Origin of the sequence: Pseudomonas antarctica (assembly GCF_001647715.1) — a bacterium.
In the GTDB taxonomy this organism is placed as follows: domain Bacteria; phylum Pseudomonadota; class Gammaproteobacteria; order Pseudomonadales; family Pseudomonadaceae; genus Aquipseudomonas; species Aquipseudomonas antarctica_A.
In genome coordinates this window covers 2870986-2891808 of the sequence record NZ_CP015600.1, presented here as the reverse complement: position 1 = coordinate 2891808, position 20823 = coordinate 2870986, and the positions used below count along the sequence as shown (strand labels likewise).

At 59.7% G+C, this 20823-nt stretch carries 11 protein-coding genes; 4 read left to right on the top strand and 7 right to left on the bottom strand.

Annotated elements, in window-relative coordinates; genetic code table 11:
- Positions 1–124 precede the first annotated feature (124 nt).
- Positions 125–502: a hypothetical protein gene (locus tag A7J50_RS13155; protein WP_064452185.1), complete on the top strand. Its 378-nt coding sequence runs from the start codon at positions 125–127 to the stop codon at positions 500–502.
- Between the two features lie 12 nt (positions 503–514).
- On the opposite strand, the gene A7J50_RS13150 is transcribed toward A7J50_RS13155, so the two are convergent.
- The 7 genes from A7J50_RS13150 to tpx form a co-directional block, all read right to left on the bottom strand.
- A complete protein-coding gene (locus A7J50_RS13150) occupies positions 515–1261 on the bottom strand; it encodes an SDR family oxidoreductase (protein ID WP_064452184.1) in 747 nt (248 codons plus the stop codon).
- Between the two features lie 54 nt (positions 1262–1315).
- Positions 1316–3412, bottom strand: a complete 2097-nt coding sequence (locus A7J50_RS13145; protein ID WP_064452183.1) for a putative bifunctional diguanylate cyclase/phosphodiesterase — start codon at positions 3410–3412, stop codon at positions 1316–1318.
- Positions 3413–3620: 208 nt separating this feature from the next.
- A complete protein-coding gene (locus A7J50_RS13140) occupies positions 3621–5096 on the bottom strand; it encodes an efflux transporter outer membrane subunit (protein WP_064452182.1) in 1476 nt (491 codons plus the stop codon).
- The gene (locus A7J50_RS13135) at positions 5093–8200 is read right to left on the bottom strand and encodes an efflux RND transporter permease subunit (protein WP_064452181.1); all 3108 of its coding nucleotides are present in this window, start codon (positions 8198–8200) and stop codon (positions 5093–5095) included. The genes A7J50_RS13140 and A7J50_RS13135 overlap by 4 nt, the downstream gene beginning before the upstream one ends.
- Positions 8197–11298, bottom strand: a complete 3102-nt coding sequence (locus tag A7J50_RS13130) for an MdtB/MuxB family multidrug efflux RND transporter permease subunit (RefSeq protein WP_064452180.1) — start codon at positions 11296–11298, stop codon at positions 8197–8199. The genes A7J50_RS13135 and A7J50_RS13130 overlap by 4 nt, the downstream gene beginning before the upstream one ends.
- Complete coding sequence (locus A7J50_RS13125) at positions 11295–12599, bottom strand: MdtA/MuxA family multidrug efflux RND transporter periplasmic adaptor subunit (protein ID WP_064452179.1); 1305 nt, start codon at positions 12597–12599, stop codon at positions 11295–11297. Before A7J50_RS13125 ends, A7J50_RS13130 begins: the two co-directional genes overlap by 4 nt.
- Positions 12600–12830: 231 nt before the next feature.
- Positions 12831–13331, bottom strand: a complete 501-nt coding sequence (tpx, locus tag A7J50_RS13120; RefSeq protein WP_064452178.1) for a thiol peroxidase — start codon at positions 13329–13331, stop codon at positions 12831–12833.
- A 169-nt stretch (positions 13332–13500) separates the two neighbouring features.
- Between tpx and A7J50_RS13115 the strand changes: the two genes are divergently transcribed.
- From A7J50_RS13115 to A7J50_RS13105, 3 genes are all read left to right on the top strand, one after another.
- Positions 13501–14790 (top strand): glycosyltransferase, encoded by a 1290-nt coding sequence (locus A7J50_RS13115; protein WP_064452177.1) that lies wholly within the window; start codon positions 13501–13503, stop codon positions 14788–14790.
- A 72-nt stretch (positions 14791–14862) separates the two neighbouring features.
- Positions 14863–15768: an AraC family transcriptional regulator gene (locus tag A7J50_RS13110; protein WP_064452176.1), complete on the top strand. Its 906-nt coding sequence runs from the start codon at positions 14863–14865 to the stop codon at positions 15766–15768.
- Positions 15769–15988: 220 nt separating this feature from the next.
- Positions 15989–20653, top strand: coding sequence for a DUF6543 domain-containing protein (locus tag A7J50_RS13105; protein WP_156526279.1), 4665 nt, complete (start codon positions 15989–15991; stop codon positions 20651–20653).
- Positions 20654–20823: the final 170 nt, after the last annotated feature.

Below are 20823 nucleotides of genomic sequence, written 5' to 3'. Positions count from 1 at the left end.
TGTTTCCTTTGGTTCAACCTACAGGTTTCTTTCCATGTGCACGTCTGTCACTTCCGCAGTCCTGAGGCTGCCCCCCATCCCGCCCCACTACATACGCGCAGCGGAACAAAAACAAGTACGCGAGATGACGGGGCCTGTTAGCCGCCCTGCCGGAGATCATCGCTCGGCACAAAGAATCATCGAACAAAGCCTGATAACGCGGCGTTTCCTGGATGGCCGCGATCATTACCAGGTAGGCGATGACCTCAAGTTGCAGGTGGGCGACTGGACTAACGCGAATCCAGACCCGGAAGCAAGGGCCGATGCAGCCTACAATCTGGACAAAGTATTACGCTTTATCGATAACGTAGACGACCAAACCCTGCACGCGAGCGTCAGCCGCAATGGCTATATCGACGGGTTCTCCGACAGCGGTTACGCCCGCGTGGAAAACTCCGAGGCCAGCCTGCTCAGACGGTTTTCCTGGTACGGATATGAAGAGCTGCGCAACCAGCCAACCTGACGAGCCGGGACGTTAACGCCCACCGGCCAAATCCAGGAATGTTCCGGTCGTGTAGGAAGCCTTATCCGACAACAACCAGATAATCGCTTCCGCCACCTCATCCGGGCGCCCACCCCGGGCCATGGGGATGCCGGACTCGAGCTTGCTGACCCGATCCGGGTCACCGCTCAAGGCGTGGAAGTCGGTAAAGATATAGCCAGGGCGCACGGCGTTGACGCGAATCCCCTCACCCGCCACCTCTTTGGACAGGCCAATGGTGAAGCTATCCAATGCGCCCTTGGAAGCGGCATAGTCGACATATTCACCCGGCGAACCCAGGCGCGCCGCCACCGACGACACATTGACGATACTGCCGCCCTGCCCGCCATGCCTGGGCGACATGCGCAGCACCGCGTGCTTGGCACACAGGATCGGCCCCAGCACGTTGGTCTTCATGATTTTCAGGATGCGAAATTCAGACATCTCATCCACCCGCGACTTATGCCCGACAGTGCCGGCGTTGTTGACCAGCGCGGTGACACGGCCCAGTTCGGCATCCACACGGGCGAACAACGCGATCACTTCATCTTCGATGCTCACATCGGCACGCACAGCAATCGCCTGCGCACCCAGGGCACGGACCTGCTCCAGCACACGCTGGGCAGCCGCTTCATCGGACTGGTAGTTGAGGCAAATGCGATAGCCCTGGCGAGCGGCCAGCAACGCGGTCTGGGCGCCGATGCCACGACTGCCCCCGGTGATGATGACGACTTTGTCCATGCGTGCGGTCTCCTGAGTCAACCTGATGTATAGGGTTGGATCCAAGAATACCCGTCACCCACCGCGTTTGTCAGGCGTTAACGCCTCTTCGGCGCGCTGGATGTCGGCCATGAAACTGTCAGCCGGCAACGGGTGGCCCAACAAATAGCCTTGCAGCGAGTTACAACCCAGTCGAGTCAGGAAACTCTGCTGCATATCGGTCTCCACACCTTCGGCGACGATTCGCAGCCCCAGCGCCTGGCCGAGGGCAACGATGGCCGAAACGATAGCGGCATCATCACTGTCGTGTTCCAGGTCGCGCACAAAACCGCGGTCGATCTTCAGCTCGTTGGCGGGCAGGCGCTTGAGGTACATCAGGCTCGAATAACCGGTGCCGAAGTCATCAATGGACAGGTCAACGCCCATGTCCGACAGCTGCTGCAACACCGTCATGCTTGCATCGGCATCGCTCATGGCGGTGGTTTCGGTGATTTCCAGGGTCAGGCTGTTGGCCGGCAACTGGTGACGGTCCAGGGCCGCGGCGACACTTTTTACCAACCCGGCATGGCAGAACTGTAACGCCGACAGGTTCACCGCAATGCGCCAGTCTTCGTAACCCTGGACGTACCACAGGCGCATCTGGCGACAGGCTTCGTTCAGCACCCACTCACCGATGGGAATAATCAAGCCGGTCTTTTCCGCCAGTTCGATAAAGGTCGCCGGCAGCATCAACCCCTGCTGCGGATGCTCCCAGCGCAGCAAGGCTTCGGCGCCAATCGCAATACCGCTGACCGCATCGAACTTGGGCTGGTAATACAGCCGAAACTGCTCGTGCTCAACGGCGCTGCGCAGGTCCTGCAACAACTGCAGTTGCTTGCGCGCGTTCGTGTTCATCGACACATCAAAGAAGCTGTAGCCATTCTTGCCCATGCCCTTGGCGTGGTACATCGCGGCGTCGGCGTTCATCAACAGTTCTTGAGGGGTGTTGCCGTTGCCAGGGAACAGGGCAATGCCGATGCTCGCGGAAATATTCAGCTCATGTTCGGCGACCTTGAACGCACGATTGATCAGTCCGACCTGGCGTTCGGCCAGGCCCATCGCATCATCCGGCTGCATCAATTGCACCAGCAGCACAAACTCATCGCCGCCGATACGGGCCAGGGTGTCCTGACTGCGCAGGTCCTCGCGCAGACGCAGGCCCACCTCCCGCAGCAACTGGTCGCCCATGTGGTGGCCGAAGGCATCGTTGACGGGTTTGAAGCCATCCAGGTCGATAAACATCAGGGCAAAGCAACCGCCCTGCTCCGTCACTGTCTGGATGGCTTGTTGAATACGGTCGGCGAGCAAGGTGCGATTGGGCAGGCCGGTAAGCATGTCATGCAGGGCCAGGTGGGTCAGTTCCTGGTTGGCCAGGGTCAGGGAGTCCGCCAGGACGGCGGTGCGCGCTTCGAGGCGTGCATCCAGCAGCGAGGTCAGCAATGCGATGATCAACACCGCCAATGAGGTGACCAGCACCAGGTTATCCAGGCCCTTGCCGCTCAACCCGGTCAGCACGGCACCACAAAAACTGTCGTCGGCAAAGCGCGCAGCGGCCATGCCGGTGTAGTGCATGCCGACGATTGCAATGCCCATGACCACTGCCGCGCCCCCGCGTGCCAGGCGAACATAAGGGGTGTTGCGCCGCAGGTTGAAGGCGATCCACAGGGCAGCCCCCGAAGCCACCACCGCAATCAACAACGAAGCGCCAAACAAGGTAGGGTCGTAGTCGATCCCGGGAGTCATGCGCATCGCCGCCATGCCGGTGTAGTGCATGCTGCTGATGCCCGCCCCCATGATCAACGCGCCAAACGCCAGTTGCCACGCAGGCAAACGGGGTTGGCTGACCAGCCATAATGCGAAGCCGCTGGATAACACGGCGATCAGCAGCGATAGCGCGGTAATGCCCAGGTCAAACCCGAGGGCAAACGGCAGGCGCAAGGCCAACATGCCGATAAAGTGCATGGACCAGACGCCTGTGCCCATCGCCAATGCGCCACCCGCCATCCACACGTATGCGGCGCGGCCTTGGGCGGTCGCAAGGCGGCCGGCCAGGTCCAGCGCCGTGTAGGACGCCAGGATCGCGACGAACAGGGAGATCACGACCAAGGAGGGGGAATAACTACCGATCAGCATGGGGTTTCTCAAGACTGACGGGCGTGGGACGCCCGTGCCAGGTGGCAAAGCGGGCGATTGTAGCGAGAAAAAATCTTGGCGCGTTGATTAATTATCAGAATGCCAGCATCGACGTTTTGACGCCAATCCACTGGCTTTAAAGTGCCGGGCTTAATGGCGCTGGAGTCGTGTGCCTATGCGTTACCGCAAGAACGCACAGGCACCCCGGTCACTCCTTATCGGCTACCGAGGTCACCCCATCCCACCCGCCGCCCAACGCAGCAATCAACTGCACGCTCGCCACCAACCGCGTTTGCAACAGTGTCAGCACCGTGCGCTCGTTACTCAACGCCGTCGCCTGCACGGTCACCACATCCAGATAGGCAATCAACCCGGCTTTGTACTGGTTTTGCGTCAACCGCAACGATTCCCGCGCCGCGTCCAAGGCTTCATTACTGACGACGGCCTCGTCCTCCAGCACTTTCAACTGCACCATGTAGTTTTCCACTTCGCGGAAACCATCCAGCACCGTCTGGCGGTACTTCGCCACAGTCTCATCATACGAGGCCACCGTTCGGTCGACTTCCGCCGAGCGCTGCCCCCCGTCAAACAGGGTCATCGCCAACTTAGGCCCAACCGACCAGAAACGGTTCGGCAGGCTGATCCAGTTGGCGTAGGTGCTGCTGGAATAACCGCCCGCCAGACTCAAGGTCAGGTCTGGATAATAAGCAGCCTTGGCCACGCCAATATTGGCGTTGGCGGCGATTACGGAGCGTTCGGCCGAGGCGATATCCGGGCGACGTTCCAGCAATTGCGACGGCAGGCTGACTGGAATTTGCGGCAGTGTGGGAATGTCTTTGCTGACCGCCAGGTTGAAGTTGGCCGGCGCCTCGCCGATCAATACGGCGATGGCGTTTTCCAACTGGGCGCGCTGCCAGATCAGGTCGATCAAGCTGGCCTGGGTGGTCTTGAGCTGGGTTTGCGCCTGAGCGATCGCATCCTTGCCGGACACACCGGCACGGTACTGGTTTTCGGTCATTTGCAGCGAGCGCTGGTAGGTGTCCAGCGTGGCTTGCAACAGGCGGGTCTGTTCGTCCATGACGCGCAGTTGCAAGTAGTCTTGCACCAGCTCGGACTGCTGGCTCAGGCGCATCGCCGCCAGGTCCGCCGAGCTGGCCTCGGCCGTGGCTTCATTGGCTTCCAGGCCGCGGCGCAACTTGCCCCAGACATCCGCCTCCCAACTCACGCCCAATTGCGTGTTGAGGGTGTCGCGGATACCGCTGCTGGAGCTGCTCAGGCTGGCATTACTGCTGCCGGTACCCTGGCTGGCGCGGGTCTTGCCGACGCTCAGGTCCACCGTCGGGAAAAACGCCCCCCGAGCGCTGCGCACCTGGGCCTGCGCCTGACGGAAGCGCGCTTCGGCCTGGGCGACGGTCTGGTTGGCATTGTTGAGGCGTGTCACCAGATCATTGAGCTGGCGGTCGCCATACAACTCCCACCAGGCACCGCGAGCGAGGGAGTCGCTGGGCATGGCCTGACGCCAGCCCTGGGCTTCCTTGAATTGCACCGGTTCGATGACCGCCGGGCGCTTGTAATCCGGGCCGATGGCGCACGCGCTGAGCAGCGCGCCGCACAGCACCAGGCTGGCGACGCGGGAACCACGGGGCATACTCATGGCCAATTTGGCAAACGTTGAATCGGTCATAGCGCAGTGTCCAAGGCAGCATCAGTACGCACACCGCGCCAGGCATTGAAGCGGTGGCGCGCGCGGTCAAGATAGAGGTAAACCACCGGAGTGGTGTAAAGGGTCAGGATCTGGCTGAACACCAGGCCGCCAATGATGGTCAGGCCCAGCGGCTTGCGCATTTCCGCGCCATCACCGGCGCCGAGCAGCAAAGGCAAGGCGCCGAGGATGGCGGCAAGCGTGGTCATCAGGATCGGTCGCAAGCGCAACAGGCAGGCGCTGCGAATCGACTCCAGCGGGCTCATGCCCTCATGACGCTCCAGTTGCAAGGCCAGGTCGATCATCAGGATCGCGTTTTTCTTCACCACCCCGATCAGCAGGAACAGCCCCAGCAGCGAAATCAGGCTGAATTCCCCCCCCAGCAGGTAGATCGACAGCAATGCCCCTACACCGGCCGAAGGCAAGGTCGAGAGGATGGTCAGCGGGTGAATGTAGCTTTCATACAAAATGCCCAGCACCAGGTAAACCGCCACCAACGCCCCAAGGATCATGAACGGCTGGCCTTTCTGGGTCGCCGCAAACGCATCGGCGGTACCGGCCATCTTGGCGATCACATCTTCGGGCAAGCCCACCTTGGCAATGGCGCGCTCAATGGCGGCGGTGCCCTGCTCCACGGTCACCCCGGGAGACATGTCGAAGGCAATGTTTTCCGAGGCGAACTGGCCTTCATGGCTGACGCGGTCGTCTGCCAGGCTGTTTTCGTAATGGGCAATGGTCGACAACGGGACCCGCGCGCCGGTGGACGTAATCACCTGCATCTGGTTCAGGGTAATCGGGTCCTGGGCGTATTTCGGGTTGACCTCCATCACCACCTGGTACTGGTTGAGGCTGTCGTAGATGGTCGAGATCTGCCGCTGGCTGTAGGCGTTGTTCAGCACTGCCGTGACCATGTTCATGTCGATACCCAGGCGCTTGGCCTGGTCGCGGTCGACCACCAGCGTCACCTGCGCCGCACCCCGCCCTTCGCGGGCGTCGATGGCGGTCAGCTCCGGCAACTCGCGCAAGGCGGCGACCACTTTCGGGTACCACAGGCGCAGCGCGGCCAGGTCACCGCTTTGCAGGATGTAGGAGTATTGCGCACTGGTCTGATCGCGACTGCCGCCAAATTGCAGGTCCTGGTCGGCCATGAGGAACAGGCGCCCGCCCGGCACCAGCGGCACGTCCTTGCGCAAACGCTCGATCACCGCCTGGGCCGAGATCTTGCGTTCGGCGATAGGCTTGAGGCGCACCAGCATCACCGCGTTGTTGGTGCCGTTGTTGCCGCCGATAAAGCCGGCCACGCTGAGCACTGCCGGATCCTTGAGGACCGCCTTGCGGAAGGTCTCCATCTTCGGCTGCATCACATTGAATGACAGCCCATCATCGCCGCGCACAAAGCCGATCAACTGGCCGGTGTCCTGCTGAGGCATAAAGGTTTTCGGCACCACCACGTACAACGCGACGTTAACGCCCACGGTGACAAACAGGCTGAGCAGGGTCAGGCGCCGGTGGCGCAGCACCCAGTCCAGGCTGGTGGCATAGGCGGCCACCATACGGTCGTTGACCTGCTGGCTCCAGCGCTGCAAGCCGGTCATGTGGCCTTTGATATGGGGCTTGAGCCAACGGGCACAGAGCATCGGGGTCAAGGTCAGCGAAACGATCAACGAGACAATGATCGCTGCCGACAAGGTGATGGAAAACTCACGGAACAGGTTGGTGACAATGCCGCCCATAAACAGGATGGACAGGAACACCGCCACCAGCGAGACGTTCATCGACAGCAAGGTAAAGCCGACTTCCTCGGCGCCCAGGTAGGCCGCCTTCATCGGCGGCACACCGTCATCGATATGCCGGGAAATGTTCTCCAGCACCACGATGGCATCGTCCACCACCAGGCCGGTGGCCAGAATCAGCGCCATCAGCGAGAAGTTGTTCAACGAGAAGCCGAACAGGTACATCACCGCAAAGGTGCCCACCAGCGATACCGGCACCGCCAGGGTCGGAATCAACGAGGCGCGGAAGTTACCCAGGAACAGGTACACCACCAGCACCACCAGGGCCACGGCAATCAGCAAGGTCATCTCGGCTTCATGCAAGGTCGCGGTGATGACCGGCGAGCGGTCCATGGCCAGGTTGAGTTTGACGCTGGACGGCAGCACCGCCTGCAAGGCCGGCAACTGTGCCTTGATTTGCCGGACCGTCTCGATGATGTTGGCGCCGGATTGGCGGTTGATCACCAGCAGCACCGCCGAATCATTGTTGAAAAAGCCACTGTTGTAGCGGTCTTCCACACCGTCACTGATCTTGGCCACGTCGCCCAGGCGCAGGGCCGCACCGTTCTGGTAGCGAATCAGCAGCGGCTCGTAGTCCTTGGCCTTTTCCAATTGGTCGTTGGCCTGGATCTGCCAGTTGCGCTCGCTGTCTTCCAGGGAGCCCTTGGGCCGACGCTGGTTGGCATTGGCGATGGTGTTGCGCACATCGTCCAGGGCCACGCCGTACTGGTCGAGGGCCTTGGGTTCAAGTTCGATGCGCACCGCCGGCAAGGAACTGCCGCCAATCTGCACTTCACCCACACCCGGCACCTGGGACAGGCTTTGCGAGAGGATGGTCGAAGCCAGGTCGTACAACTCGCCCTTTTTCAGCACGTCGGAGGTCAGCGAGAGCACCATGATCGGTGCCTGGGACGGGTTGATCTTCTTGTAGGTCGGCATGCTGCGCATGCCGCTGGGCAACAGGTTGCGCGACGCGTTGATCGCCGCCTGCACTTCCCGTGCGGCGCCGTTGATATCACGGTCGGAATCAAACGCGAGGATCACCCGGGTGGAACCCTGGCTCGACGAACTGCTCATGGTGGTAATGCCGGCAATCGCGCCGAATGAGCGCTCCAGCGGCGTGGCCACGGTGGAGGCCATCACCTCGGGGCTGGCGCCGGGCAAGCTGGCCGACACCACGATCACCGGGAAGTCGATCTGCGGCAGCGGCGACACCGGCAGCAAGTTGAAGCTGACGCCGCCGAGCAACAGGATCGCCAGGCTCAGCAGCATGGTGGCTACCGGCCGGCGAATAAACGGTCCGGAGAGGTTCATGACTCAACCGGCTCCAGGCTTTGCGGCTCTTTGCGCCAGCGACGGCCAAGACGGTCGAAGTACAGGTAGATCACCGGCGTGGTAAACAAGGTCAAGACCTGGCTCACCAACAAGCCGCCCACCATTACCAGGCCCAGCGGCTGGCGCAGTTCAGCGCCCGAACCGGTGGCCAGCATCAAGGGCACTGCACCAAACAACGCTGCCAGCGTGGTCATCAGGATCGGCCGGAAACGCAGCAGCGCCGCTTGATAGATCGCCGTCTGCGGGTCCAGGCCCTGGTTACGTTCGGCGTCGAGGGCGAAGTCGATCATCATGATCGCGTTCTTTTTCACGATACCAATCAGCAGAATGATGCCGATGATCGCGATCATGCCCAGGTCATTGCCGCTGAGCAGCAACGCCAGCAAGGCCCCCACCGCCGCCGACGGCAAGGTCGACAGGATGGTGATCGGATGGATGTAGCTCTCGTACAGCACACCCAGCACGATATACATGGTGACCACCGCCGCCAGGATCAGCAGCAAGGTGCTCGACAGCGAGGCCTCGAATGCTTGGGCCGCACCCTGGAACTGGGTCTGCACGCCCACCGGCATGCCGATGTCTTTCTGGGTCTGGTTGATCAGTTCCACACCTTTGCCCAGCGCGACGCCGGGGGCCAGGTTGAAGGACATCATCACCGCCGGGAACTGGCCGATATGCGCGATGGCCAACTGCGCCTGGCGCTGCTCAACGTGGGCCAGGCTCGACAAGCGCACCTGGCCGCCGTCGGTGGTCTTCACATGGATCTGGTTCAACGCGGCGGGCCCGAGGGTTTCACCGGATTGAGCCTGCAGCACCACGCGGTATTGGCTGGCCTGGGTGTAGATAGTGGAAATCTGTCGCTGGCCGAAGGCGTCGTACAGCGCGTCGGTGATGGTCGATACACTCACCCCGAGGCGCGAAGCCGCATCGCGGTCGATCACCAGGTACACCTGTAAGCCTTTGTCCTGCAGGTCGCTGGCGACGTCGGTCAGTTCCGGCAACTGGCTGAGGGCGTGCACCAGCTTGTCGCTCCACAACGCCAACAGCTCGGCGTCGGGCGACGACATGCTGAACTGGTACTGGGTGCGGCTCACGCGGTCTTCGATGGTCAGGTCCTGCACCGGCTGCATGAACAGGCGGATACCCACCAGCTTGTCGATTTCAGGCTGCAAGCGCGTAATCACCTGGGCTGCGCTCAAGTCGCGCTGGCCGTGGGCCTTGAGGTTGATCAACAGGCGCCCGCTGTTGAGGGTGGCATTATCGCCATCCACACCGATGTAGGAGGACAGGCTTTCAACGGCCGGATCGGCCAGGATGACCTTCGCCAGCTGCTGTTGGCGCTGGCTCATGGCGGCAAACGAAATCGACTGTGGCGCTTCAGAAATACCCTGAATCACCCCGGTGTCCTGCACCGGGAAAAACCCCTTGGGCACCACCAGATACAGCACCACGGTCAGGCCCAGGGTGGCGATGGCCACCAGCAAGGTCAGCGGCTGGTGCTTGAGCACCCACTGCAACTTGCGGCCGTAGGCCTCGATCAACCAATCGATCCAGGCGCCGCTGGCCTTGTAGAAACGGCCTTGCTCTTCTTCCTTGGGTTCACGCTTGAGCAGACGCGCGCACATCATTGGCGTCAGGGTCAGCGAAACCACCAGGGAAATCAGGATCGCCACCGCCAGGGTGATGGCGAACTCGCGAAACAGCCGCCCGACCACATCGGCCATGAACAGCAGCGGGATCAATACCGCGATCAACGACAAGGTCAGGGAAATCAGGGTAAAGCCGATCTGTTTGGCGCCCTTGAGAGCCGCTGCCAGCGGCGTCTCGCCCTCCTCGATATAACGCGAGATGTTCTCCAGCATCACGATGGCATCGTCCACCACAAAACCGGTGGCGATGGTCAAGGCCATCAGCGTCAGGTTATTGATGGAGAACCCCGCCAGGTACATCACGCCGAAGGTGCCCACCAGCGACAGCGGAACGGCAATCGACGGAATAATGGTCGCGCTGACACGGCGCAGGAACAGGAAGGTCACCATCACCACCAGCGCAATGGCGATCAGCAATTCGTGCTGTACGTCCTTCACCGACGCGCGAATGGTTTGGGTGCGGTCGGTGAGTACCGTCACGTCCAGGCCGGCCGGCAGGTTGTCGGTGATGCTCGGCAGCAACGCCTTGATACGGTCGACCACCTCGATCACGTTGGCACCCGGCTGACGCTGGATATTGAGCAGCACCGCCTGGTTTTCGTTGGCCCAGGCGGCAAGGCGTTCGTTTTCCGCGCCGTCGACGATTTGTGCCACGTCTTTAAGGCGCAACGGTGCGCCATTGTTATAGGCCAGGATCAATTCGGCATATTGCTGGGGCGAGACCAACTGGTCGTTGGCGTCGAGCATCGACACCCGGGTCGGGCCGTCGAAGTTGCCCTTGGGCTGGTTGACGTTGGAGGCGGCGATCAGGGTGCGCACGTCCGACAGGTTCAAGCCATTGGCGGCCAAGGCCTCGGGGTTGACTTTGATACGCACGGCCTGGCGCTGGCCACCGGCGATGCTGACCATGCCGACGCCGCTGATCTGCGCAATCTTTTGCGCCATACGCGTGTCGACCAGGTCATTGAGCTTGGGCAGCAGCATGGTCTTGGAGGTAATGGCCAGGGTCAGCACCGGGGTATCCGCCGGGTTGACCTTGTTGTACACCGGCGGCGCCGGCAAATCCTTGGGCAGCAGGTTGGTGGCGGCGTTGATTGCGGCCTGCACCTGTTGCTCGGCGACATCCATATTGATGTCGAGGTTGAAGCGCAGGGTCAGCACCGACGCACCGCCGGAACTGGTGGACGCCATCTGGGTCAGGCCGGGCATTTGCCCGAACTGACGCTCCAGCGGTGCCGTGACCGCGCTGGTCATTACGTCCGGGCTGGCGCCGGGGTACAGGGTCATCACCCGGATGGTCGGGTAATCCACTTGAGGCAAGGCCGATACCGGCAGTAGTCGATACGAGATGATACCGGCCAGGACAATCGCCAGCATGCTCAGCGTGGTGGCAACCGGGCGTAGAATAAACAGCCGCGACAGGTTCATGAACCGACCTTTTGCGCCTTGCCCGTCTTATCGCCGGTCTCCCCTTTTGCTGCGGGTTTGCCTTGCAAGTGTTCGGTCGGCGTGGTCTCTACTTCGCTGCTGTCGTTGACCACTTCGATTTCGCTGCCGTCTTTCAAGCGGTCGGTGCCTTCCAGCACCACACGGTCGCCAGCCCCCAGGCCTTCCTTGATCACCGTGTTGTCGCCATCGGTGTCGCCAATCACGAGGGGCTGAACCTTGACCTTCTTGTCGCCATCGAGCTTGTAGACGAAGGTGCCATTATTGCCGAACTGAATCGCCGCGGATGGCGCCAGCACGACGTTATGCAGGGTATCGGCCAGCAGGTGCACGTTAACGAACTGGTTGGGGAAGAGTGCCTGGTCCTTGTTATCGAAACGGCCCTTGAATTTCAGGGTGCCGGTGGTGACGTCGATCTGGTTGTCCAGGCTCTGCAACACGCCGACAGCCTGCTTTTTCACATCGCCACGGTCCCAGGCTTCCACGGGCAGCTTGTTGCCGGCGTGATAACGGCTGAGGACGGTGTCCAGGGTGTTTTCCGGCAAGGTGAAGGCCACGTTGATCGGCTGGGTCTGGGTGATCACCGCGAGGAACGTGGTGTCGTTGGCGGCGACCAGGTTGCCTACGTCGACCTGACGCAAGCCGACGCGGCCGCTGATCGGTGCGCGAATCTTGGTGAATTCGAGGTTCAGCTTGGCGTCATCCACCGCGCCCTGGTTGGTCTTGACCGTGCCCTGGTACTGCATGACCAACGCTTCGGCGGTGTCCAGGGTCTGTTTGGCGATGCTGTCCTGGGCATACAGGTCGCGGTAACGCTGTACATCTACTTGCGCGTTTTTCAGCTGGGCCTGGTTCTGCAACAGCGTGCCCTGGGCCTGCAGCAAGGCGTTCTGGTAACTGCGCGGGTCGATTTCCGCCAGCAAGTCACCGGCCTTGACCATCTGCCCTTCTTCAAAGGCGATCTTCACCAACTCACCGCCCACCCGGCTGCGCACATTAATGGTATTGAGCGCAGTCACCGTGCCCAAGGCCTTGTAGTACACCGGAAACTCCCCCAGCACCGCCGGCGCCACGCGCACCGGAATCGGGCCGGTGGAACCCCCGAAGCCCGGGCGCATCATCCCCGACTTGCCGGCATGCCCGGCCGGCTTTTTCTCGGCGGCATCCTTGGTGCTGCCGGGCCAGAATTTCCAGCACAGGCCGGCGATAACCAGCAGCACGAGCAGGCCAAACAGCCAGCGGCGGGAGTTGCGGGGGGAGGATTGCATGGATTGATCAACCATTGGGCGCGAGAGCTTCTTCTTTGGGAGGCTGAAAGATAAGCACTGGAGCGCATTAAGAAAAGCGCCTTTACCGGCTATTTACCTTGGACTTACAACTTTTAACTTCTGGCCTTAGTCCGTTCGCTATTTCACTAAACTGCTGACGGGCAAATAAAAACGGCCTGGACTAGGCCAGGCCGCAAGCATGCATCAAGCGTGTTACTGCAAAACGACAGTAATGCGCTGAAACAGTTACTTCAAAACAGCCAGGGCTGCTTCGTAGTTCGGCTCTTGACCGATTTCGCTGACCAGCTCGCTGTGCAGCACGTTGTTGTTTTCATCCAGCACGACAACTGCGCGGGCGGTCAGACCTTGCAGCGGGCCGTCGGCCAGGGACACACCGTAGTCAACGGCAAAGTGGGCGTCGCGGAAATCCGACAGGCTCAGCACGTTGTCCAGGCCTTCAGTGCCGCAGAAACGCTTCTGGGCAAACGGCAGGTCAGAGGAGATGCACAGCACAACCGTGTTGCTCAGGGTGTTGGCCTCGGCATTGAACTTGCGCACCGAGGTGGCGCAGGTCGGGGTGTCGACGCTTGGGAAGATGTTCAGCACTTTGCGCTTGCCGGCGAACGTTTCCAGGGTTGCCTGCGACAGGTCAACGGCGGTCAGGCTGAACGCTGGAGCGGCGGAACCGGTTTGCGGCAATTCGCCTTCAACCTGGACAGGGTTACCACGAAGGGTGACTTGAGCCATGAACGGAATCCTTATACTGGGTTTGATTGAACGAATTCGAGAGCCCGAAGTTAACCACAAACTGAGGTGGCTACCTACCGCCAGACATAAATTCTCATGGCGCGCCAAGTACACGGGCCTATGGTTTAATTGCGCGCTTTTCGCACGCCCCTCAAGGAATCCGTTGTCGATGAATCAGCCCGCCACCAAAGTCCTGGTCATTGGTTATGTCTGGCCGGAGCCGCGCTCCTCGGCGGCCGGCGGGCATATGATGCAGATTCTGCAAAGCTTCCTGGACCAGGGCTGGGACATTACATTCAGCAGCCCGGCCACCGTAGGCGAGCACAAGGCAGACTTGCCGGCGCTGGGTATTACCGAATGCGCGATCGAACTCAATAACAGCAGTTTCGATGATTTTGTCAGCGCGTTGTCCCCGGACATCGTACTGTTCGACCGCTTCATGATGGAGGAACAGTTCGGCTGGCGCGTCGAAAAGTGTTGCCCCGATGCCCTGCGCGTATTGGAAACCTCCGACCTGCAAAGCCTGCGGGATGCCCGCCACCAGCGTCTCAAGGACCACCTCAAGGCCCACCCCGACAGCGATGATTTCAGCGCGCTGTTTGCACCGGCGCTGACGGAAGAATTCCAGTTGATGGCCAACACGGATGTCGCCAAGCGCGAGATCGCGGCCATTTACCGCTGTGATATCAGCCTGATGATTTCCGACGTGGAAATCCGCCTGCTCACCGAACAATTCAAGGTGCCCGCCGCCCTGCTCCACTGGTGCCCGTTGATGCTGCAGCCGCCGACCGAGGCCTTTGTACCGTTCGCAGACCGCGCGCACTTCCTTAGCATCGGCAACTTCCGCCACGCGCCCAATTGGGATGCGGTGCTGTGGATGAAGAACAGCCTCTGGCCCTTGATCCGCCAGCAATTGCCCGGCGCCCAACTGCATATCTATGGTTCCTACACACCGCCCAAGGCCACCGCATTGCACAACCCGGCGCAGGGTTTTCATGTGATGAACTGGGCTGAAGACGCCCTGCAAGTGATGACGGCCGCACGTATCTGCCTGGCACCATTGCGCTTTGGCGCCGGCATCAAGGGCAAACTGGCGGATGCCATGCTCTGCGGGACGCCGAATATCACCACGCCGATTGGCGCCGAGGCCATGGGGGATGAACAGCCGTGGCCGGGCGCGATTGAGCAAAGCGCGACGGGCCTGGCCGCTGCGGCCGTGGCGCTGTACCAAGACCTCGAGCGCTGGACCCAAGCCCAGGAAGACGGCCGCCAATTGCTGGCCCGTCGCTACGACCAAACCCTCCATGGCCCCGCACTGGTGGACTGCCTGGAGCGTTGCCGCAGCCAACTTGCCAGCCATCGCCGGGACAACTTCACCGGCAGCATGCTGCGCCACCACGCGCATAAAAGTACGCAGTACATGTCCCAGTGGATCGAGGCAAAAAACCGCACCGTATAAACACCGACGCTGGCGAGGTCACGCGCAAGGGGGCATTATCCCAAGCAGCAACCACAATAAAGCGACGGCAGCATGACCCGAGCAACGCGAATCACCGACCCTTCCTACGAGCTGATGGACGATCACAACGGTCTGTCCATCATCTATCGCCAACACGGCTTCCCCTGCCCGCTGGTGCGCTGGCATTTCCACAAGGAGTACGAGCTGCACCTGATCGTGGCCAGCTCCGGCAAAGTGTTTATCGGCGACTACATCGGTAATTTCTACCCGGAAAGCCTGTTCCTCACCGGCCCCAACCTGCCCCATAACTGGATCAGCCAGGTGGATGAAGACGAGGTAGTGCCCAAGCGCGACATGCTGGTGAATTTCACCGATGAACTGTTTGAGGGCGGCAGCCAGATCTTCACCGAACTCAAGACCCTGGCACCGCTGCTCGAAAGGGCGCAGTGCGGCATCGAATTTCGCTGCAAAAAGACCATCGCCCAGGCCATGACCTTGATGCAACGCATCGAGGAGGCCCAAGGCATGGCGCGCCTGGGGCACTTCTTTATCTTGCTGGAAGTGCTGAGCGCGTGTGAGGACTATCAATTGTTGTCCGGCGTGACCACGCCGCAACTGGCGGATGAGCACAGCATCGACCGCACGAACCGCGCGGTGGACTACATTTTCGCGCATTACGCCCGCGAGTTATCGCTGGAAGAAGTGGCGGACTACCTGGGAATGAAGCCCACCTATTTCTCCAGGGTATTCAAACAGGCGACGGGGCGAACGTTTATCGAGTTTGTGAACCGCCTGCGCATCAGCAAGTCCTGCGAGTTGCTGGCGGACGGCGATAAAGCCGTGACGGACGTGTGCTTTGAGTCGGGTTTCAACAACATCTCCAACTTTAACCGACGCTTCCAGCAGCTCAAGGGCATGACCCCTTCCCACTACCGCCGGCTGGCGGTGCAGCGCTTGACGGAGCAGAACCTGGGGTAGTTATTCATGTGATGAGCCCAATCCCTGCACCGCTGTGTGCCCTTCGTAAACATTGGCTGTACCGCCTCACATCCGGCAACACTGGAAGGTGAACTTCCGCTCGCTTACGACCAATAAACCTACGGTTCAAAGGTAAGTTTCCACGAGACTTATCCGCGATGTACGCATTAAATAACTACTGCGTATACCTTAGCTCTCGCACCGTTAGGAAAACGCGCTCATGAGAATCGAGCCCTTTCGCTCCAGCCTGCATCCCTCGTCTGTAACCCTCACCCCATCCCAATCCGAAGCCACCTCTACTCATCCTGCACGGATTAAGCGTTCCGGCCCAGTGGTGGACCTGACCACCACAAAGATCGCAACCCAATTGATCAGAGCAGGCGATGCAGCCCTCTCCTCCCTGCATAGCGCTGCATTGATGGATCAAGTCATTGCCGATCCCGCTGGAAAGAAGCGCTCGCGGGAGGCTACGGTGATTGCCGATATTCCTCCCTTCTCAACGTTCGGTAGAGCCTGGGCTCAACTTACCCATGCCATTCAAAGCGAACCGTTTGCAAGTTTCGCAAGCAAACACAAAATTGATACCTCAACCCTCAAACTGAACACGCAATCAGGATGGGCTATTGATTGCATTGCAAACGGCAAACTTGCCACGTTCAGTAAATATGATACTGGCTATGAGCAGGCCACCGCAGCCGTTACGGCCGCCGCTCGAGCGTTCGCCTCGCCGCCTAAAGAATTGATCAGGTATACCGGCGCACACCGTGCCTCTACCGAGGTAATAGGCGACTTCTACGCCGCGCGCCATGACGGCAGACCAGCGGACATGCTCCGATTGATCACCCTGCAGCAACACCACCACTCCTTCGACGCGCTGCGTGAGCCTGACTCAAAAGCCCGAGGGCTCAACCCGGTTTATTCGCGCATTCAAGAGCAACAACGTGAAGCGATAGAAGATTTTGCTGGGGAAATCGCATTGAAGCCCGAGCTTCTCTCCCCTTTTCAGCGCACGCTCAAGCCGTCAGTTGAGGAAGCTGACTTGGAAATGGCGAGACTGTATAGCAGCGCCTTGTTAAGTATCAGGCCGGAAATGGCGCGTTACGACAAAGGCCCGCGCACCGGCTTTTCGGTTTCTGAGATACCTGAATACTCAACCCTCGGGCAAACCCTGCGCAACACAAGCGTGCCGCCCGGCAAAGACGTGCAGATCAGCCTCTCCTGGATCAGTAAATTTTACGGCGAGCCAAACAATGACGGCACGTTGACGAGCGTACTCAAACAAGCCTCAACGCTCAGTCGCAACGGCTTTCACGCATTGAGCAAAGACACCCCTGCGACAGACACACGCTCCAGCGCAGCTCAGGCACGGCAACGCGCCGCCATCCAGAAGCTCGCAAACCCAAGCGCAACTCAACCTGAGGGGGTTGCACCAGCGGTTGAAAAGCCCATCCCGGCCCTCGACCCGGCGGCCGCGATTGCACGCCGTCAGTTTGCCGGTGAGCCCAACGTGTACTCGGTGGTCGCACGATTGCTCAGCGAGCGGATAAAGCAGGCGGCCCCGTCACTGGACGTCGACGTCAACCAGATCGCCATTGAAACATCCGTCGCGGACACCCCTGGAAAAGTTAAGCAAACACAATTGATGACATTTGCCTGGGACTACCTGGCCGGCGGTGAGGCCCCGAACTTCACCAGCACCGATAGAGCGTTTGACACTCGCCCTGACTTGCTGGCCCGCACGGGCAACGCTGCCGACGTCCCGCTCGGCCTGGATTTGACGGCCCTAAGCGATGTCATAGGTGAGCTACCGGGCCGACTCAACCAAGCCTTCGCGACTGATTCGCGCGAATACTGGAACAAGCAAGCCTTCAGCACTGCGACCCATGCCAACACCGCCTTCACCGGCAGCCGACGTACGTTGGTCAGTCATATTCTGCGCAGCAACCTGCAACTGGCCAGCATGAAACAACCCGGCCTGGATGACGAGCAACGTAAAACCGTGGACATGGTCGTGAGGCACCCCCAAGGATCGACGCGCCCCGCACCACTTGATCCCAATTCATCGGACGCTACCGTCTATACCCTGGCCGGTTCCACGCCGGGTTCCACGCCGAATTGGGTGATTCATCGCTACCTGTCGCAATCAGATCGTCAAATCCTCTTGCTGGTGGAGCCCAGTGGAAAAATCACACCGTATAACGCCTGGGACGACATCGAAAAGGCCGGGGATACCCTGGAGAAGCTCTCCGGCAATATGTTCGACGCCCAGGCCGATACCCTTATCAAACAGCATCAGAGCGACAGCCTGTTCAAACAGTTACCACCGACTGACGCAAAGGCCCCGTCGCACGCAAAAACCCGGTTGCCCGACTGGATGAGCAATGCCGGTGAAGCGGAACGTTTTGTAATGCATGAACTCAGCCAGGGGCTGGCAAGCTTCATACAGCGCAATAAAGGCGCTGCGTACAACAGCGACATCAAGGACATCCGCGCTTTTGCACAGCAGCAATTTGACCTATTGCCCGAAAGCCAAAAGCTCACGCAGCACGCCGCCGCGAATCTGGAGGTGGTCTTCAAAGTGGCTTACGGGACACTGGGTTCTGGCTTTATCGATCGCCAAACCATGAGCCTGACGGACATGCTGCTCAATAACCTGTCGGGGCTGCCTGATGGCCAAATAGAGGTCTTCTTCAAGTCAGGGCTCAAGGATGAAAACGGCGTAGAAATCAAAGTCCGGGTGCCCGCACTTGAGCAAGAGGGTGTGCTTAAAAAACTGGTTACCGACCTTGATATCGGCAAGACCTACCCCGCCTTGCTCAAGGAAAAACTCCTCGACGACCCCGCCAAAATGGCGGAACGCCGGTCACTGTTTGTCCAGCAAGTGCCCATCGAACTACAACTCAAAGCGCTGGAACTGAGCATCAAGGGAGAAGCCGGTTTCAACAACACGGGGTTCCGGTATGTCCAGGAGATACTCAAGCCGGGGCCAGGCCCCAGGACCCTGGACGGGAAGAACATCGTTATTCGACCACTGGCCTTTGACAATAAGGCGCAAGGTAAAACCGATGTGGTCGAAGGTGCCTACCTGATCGAACCCAAAGACAGCACAACCGGCCCGCATATTCTCTATCGCCCGCTGGTTGCCGATGCCCCGCTCCTGCAATTTCCTTCTCACCAGGCACTGCTGGAAGCCATACAGCAGCCAGGCAAGCTGCAAAACGATACCCTCGCCTGGTTACCCGACGAAAATACCCGACAGCTCTACCGCGGCAACGGTTTTAAACACCCCAACCTGGTGATATTCGGCTACAGCCTGGGGTCCGTTTCCGCCAACGAGACAATCCCCTTGGCCGTGGACACCCGACTGCAGCAAACGCTGCAAGACGGAAAATTGATGGAATACCTGTACGAGGCCAACGCCCACAGCTTGATCACCCTGGCCGAACAACAATCGACATCCGATGCACAAAACCGGTGGGTGTCTCTGAAAACTGGGGGTTTCCTGCTACTCAATGCAGTACTGCCAGCACTGCGCGGACCCGGCGCCGTACTCGGTTTGCTGCTGCAGGCTGAAGGCATCATCAAGGACCTGGAGGTTCTGGGTGATGAGGGCTCGAAGGGGAAAGAAGCGGCGCTGACAGATCTGCTGGTCAACCTTGCGACACTGTTGATCCATTTCAAAGCGCGATCATTGCCTGAACAATCCACCGCCCTCTCAGCAAGGCCGGCCAGCGGCACCAGCCTGTTGGTCGATGACGTGGCACCGCCCGCCTCCCCGTCGAAAAACCGCATCGTCCTGGGCGGTGCGCAGGAGATCAAACCGCTTACCGGCGACATTCAAGTCTTCGAGGACACGTACAACGGCAAGCAACGCCTCAACATCATGGGCCATGGTGAGAAACCCATAGGCGAAGAGCCTGCGTACATCTTTGGGGAAGAGGGCAAGCGTTACGCAGCGGTAGATATAGACCGCGAATTGTTGGCGCGCGGCATAGACATCCGAGACTATAGCGACGTGCGGTTATTAGCGTGCTACTCCGGTAACGGGGCTGAACAGTCCCTCGCGGCGCAACTTCATGCACTCACAGGCGTGCGCGTAAAGGGTTTTGAGCAGGAAATCATTACAGACTACCTGGGCATTGACGGTGAAGATCCATTCAAGATCTACGAAGATGCATCGGCGGGTTACCGCAGACACTATCCAACCCTCAGTGACAATGACATCCACCTCATGGCCCAAACGGAAATGAACCGCAAGCTCGCTGGGCGCGATATCGAATTTAACGTCATGAAAGATAATGGCACGGAGATTGAACTTAATATTGGCAGTGATGAAAAGCCGGTGATTTACACAACCAAGGTCGATTATCAACCGCGCACCTTTGGGGCCCCGAAGATCAAACCTCCCGTTGAAGTGCTGATGGGTTACTCGCATACCGCGGAAGACCCGCACACCCAATTGTCGACTCGCAGTCTCACAGACTGCTCTGCACTCGCCGTGCTGACTGACCTGAAGGACGGCGTGTATCAAAAACGCACATTGATGCATCTGACCGGCAGTAATCTGGAATTCGGCTTATTCGATAAAGATACTTATCACGTACTGGATGAACTGAACACGTCATTGGCGAATGGCGGCAAAGTCATATTTGTAGGCGGCATCGACTCCCAATCTGCGGTGGGCATGGGGGTTGTATTGGGACAAGAGTCCAACGGAAAAAAACCACTGCTGGCTATCCTGAAAAAGCCGGGCGTGGACACCACAATAGCCAGCTCACTGGGCGTTGATATCAACCCGGATGGCACCTTCACGTTGATCGAGGGGACTGGCAAGGGCGTTTTCAGTAAGCCCATGATCAACGATGTCTTCGACTTCGCCGATTAATCCAGGCAGCCGTCTTGCCCGCATTCGCTGCTGTGGTCGGTGCGGGAGGCGCGCTGCCTCAGGCAGTGCAAAAAAGTATCAGTCCCAGTGCGCCCAAGGATTTGTCATATCCCCATTTGAAGGCTGTAATCAACGCACACTCTTCCTGACTGCTTGTAGGAAGACACAAC

Bases quoted from the DNA above. Each gene is read 5' to 3' on its own strand.
- A7J50_RS13105 (WP_156526279.1), top strand. From the start codon at position 15,989: ATGAGAATCGAGCCCTTTCGCTCCAGCCTGCATCCCTCGTCTGTAACC.
- A7J50_RS13110 (WP_064452176.1), top strand. From the start codon at position 14,863: ATGACCCGAGCAACGCGAATCACCGACCCTTCCTACGAGCTGATGGAC.
- A7J50_RS13125 (WP_064452179.1), bottom strand. From the start codon at position 12,599: ATGGTTGATCAATCCATGCAATCCTCCCCCCGCAACTCCCGCCGCTGG.
- A7J50_RS13115 (WP_064452177.1), top strand. From the start codon at position 13,501: ATGAATCAGCCCGCCACCAAAGTCCTGGTCATTGGTTATGTCTGGCCG.
- A7J50_RS13145 (WP_064452183.1), bottom strand. From the start codon at position 3,412: ATGCTGATCGGTAGTTATTCCCCCTCCTTGGTCGTGATCTCCCTGTTC.
- A7J50_RS13135 (WP_064452181.1), bottom strand. From the start codon at position 8,200: ATGAACCTCTCCGGACCGTTTATTCGCCGGCCGGTAGCCACCATGCTG.
- A7J50_RS13130 (WP_064452180.1), bottom strand. From the start codon at position 11,298: ATGAACCTGTCGCGGCTGTTTATTCTACGCCCGGTTGCCACCACGCTG.
- A7J50_RS13150 (WP_064452184.1), bottom strand. From the start codon at position 1,261: ATGGACAAAGTCGTCATCATCACCGGGGGCAGTCGTGGCATCGGCGCC.
- A7J50_RS13140 (WP_064452182.1), bottom strand. From the start codon at position 5,096: ATGACCGATTCAACGTTTGCCAAATTGGCCATGAGTATGCCCCGTGGT.
- tpx (WP_064452178.1), bottom strand. From the start codon at position 13,331: ATGGCTCAAGTCACCCTTCGTGGTAACCCTGTCCAGGTTGAAGGCGAA.
- A7J50_RS13155 (WP_064452185.1), top strand. From the start codon at position 125: ATGACGGGGCCTGTTAGCCGCCCTGCCGGAGATCATCGCTCGGCACAA.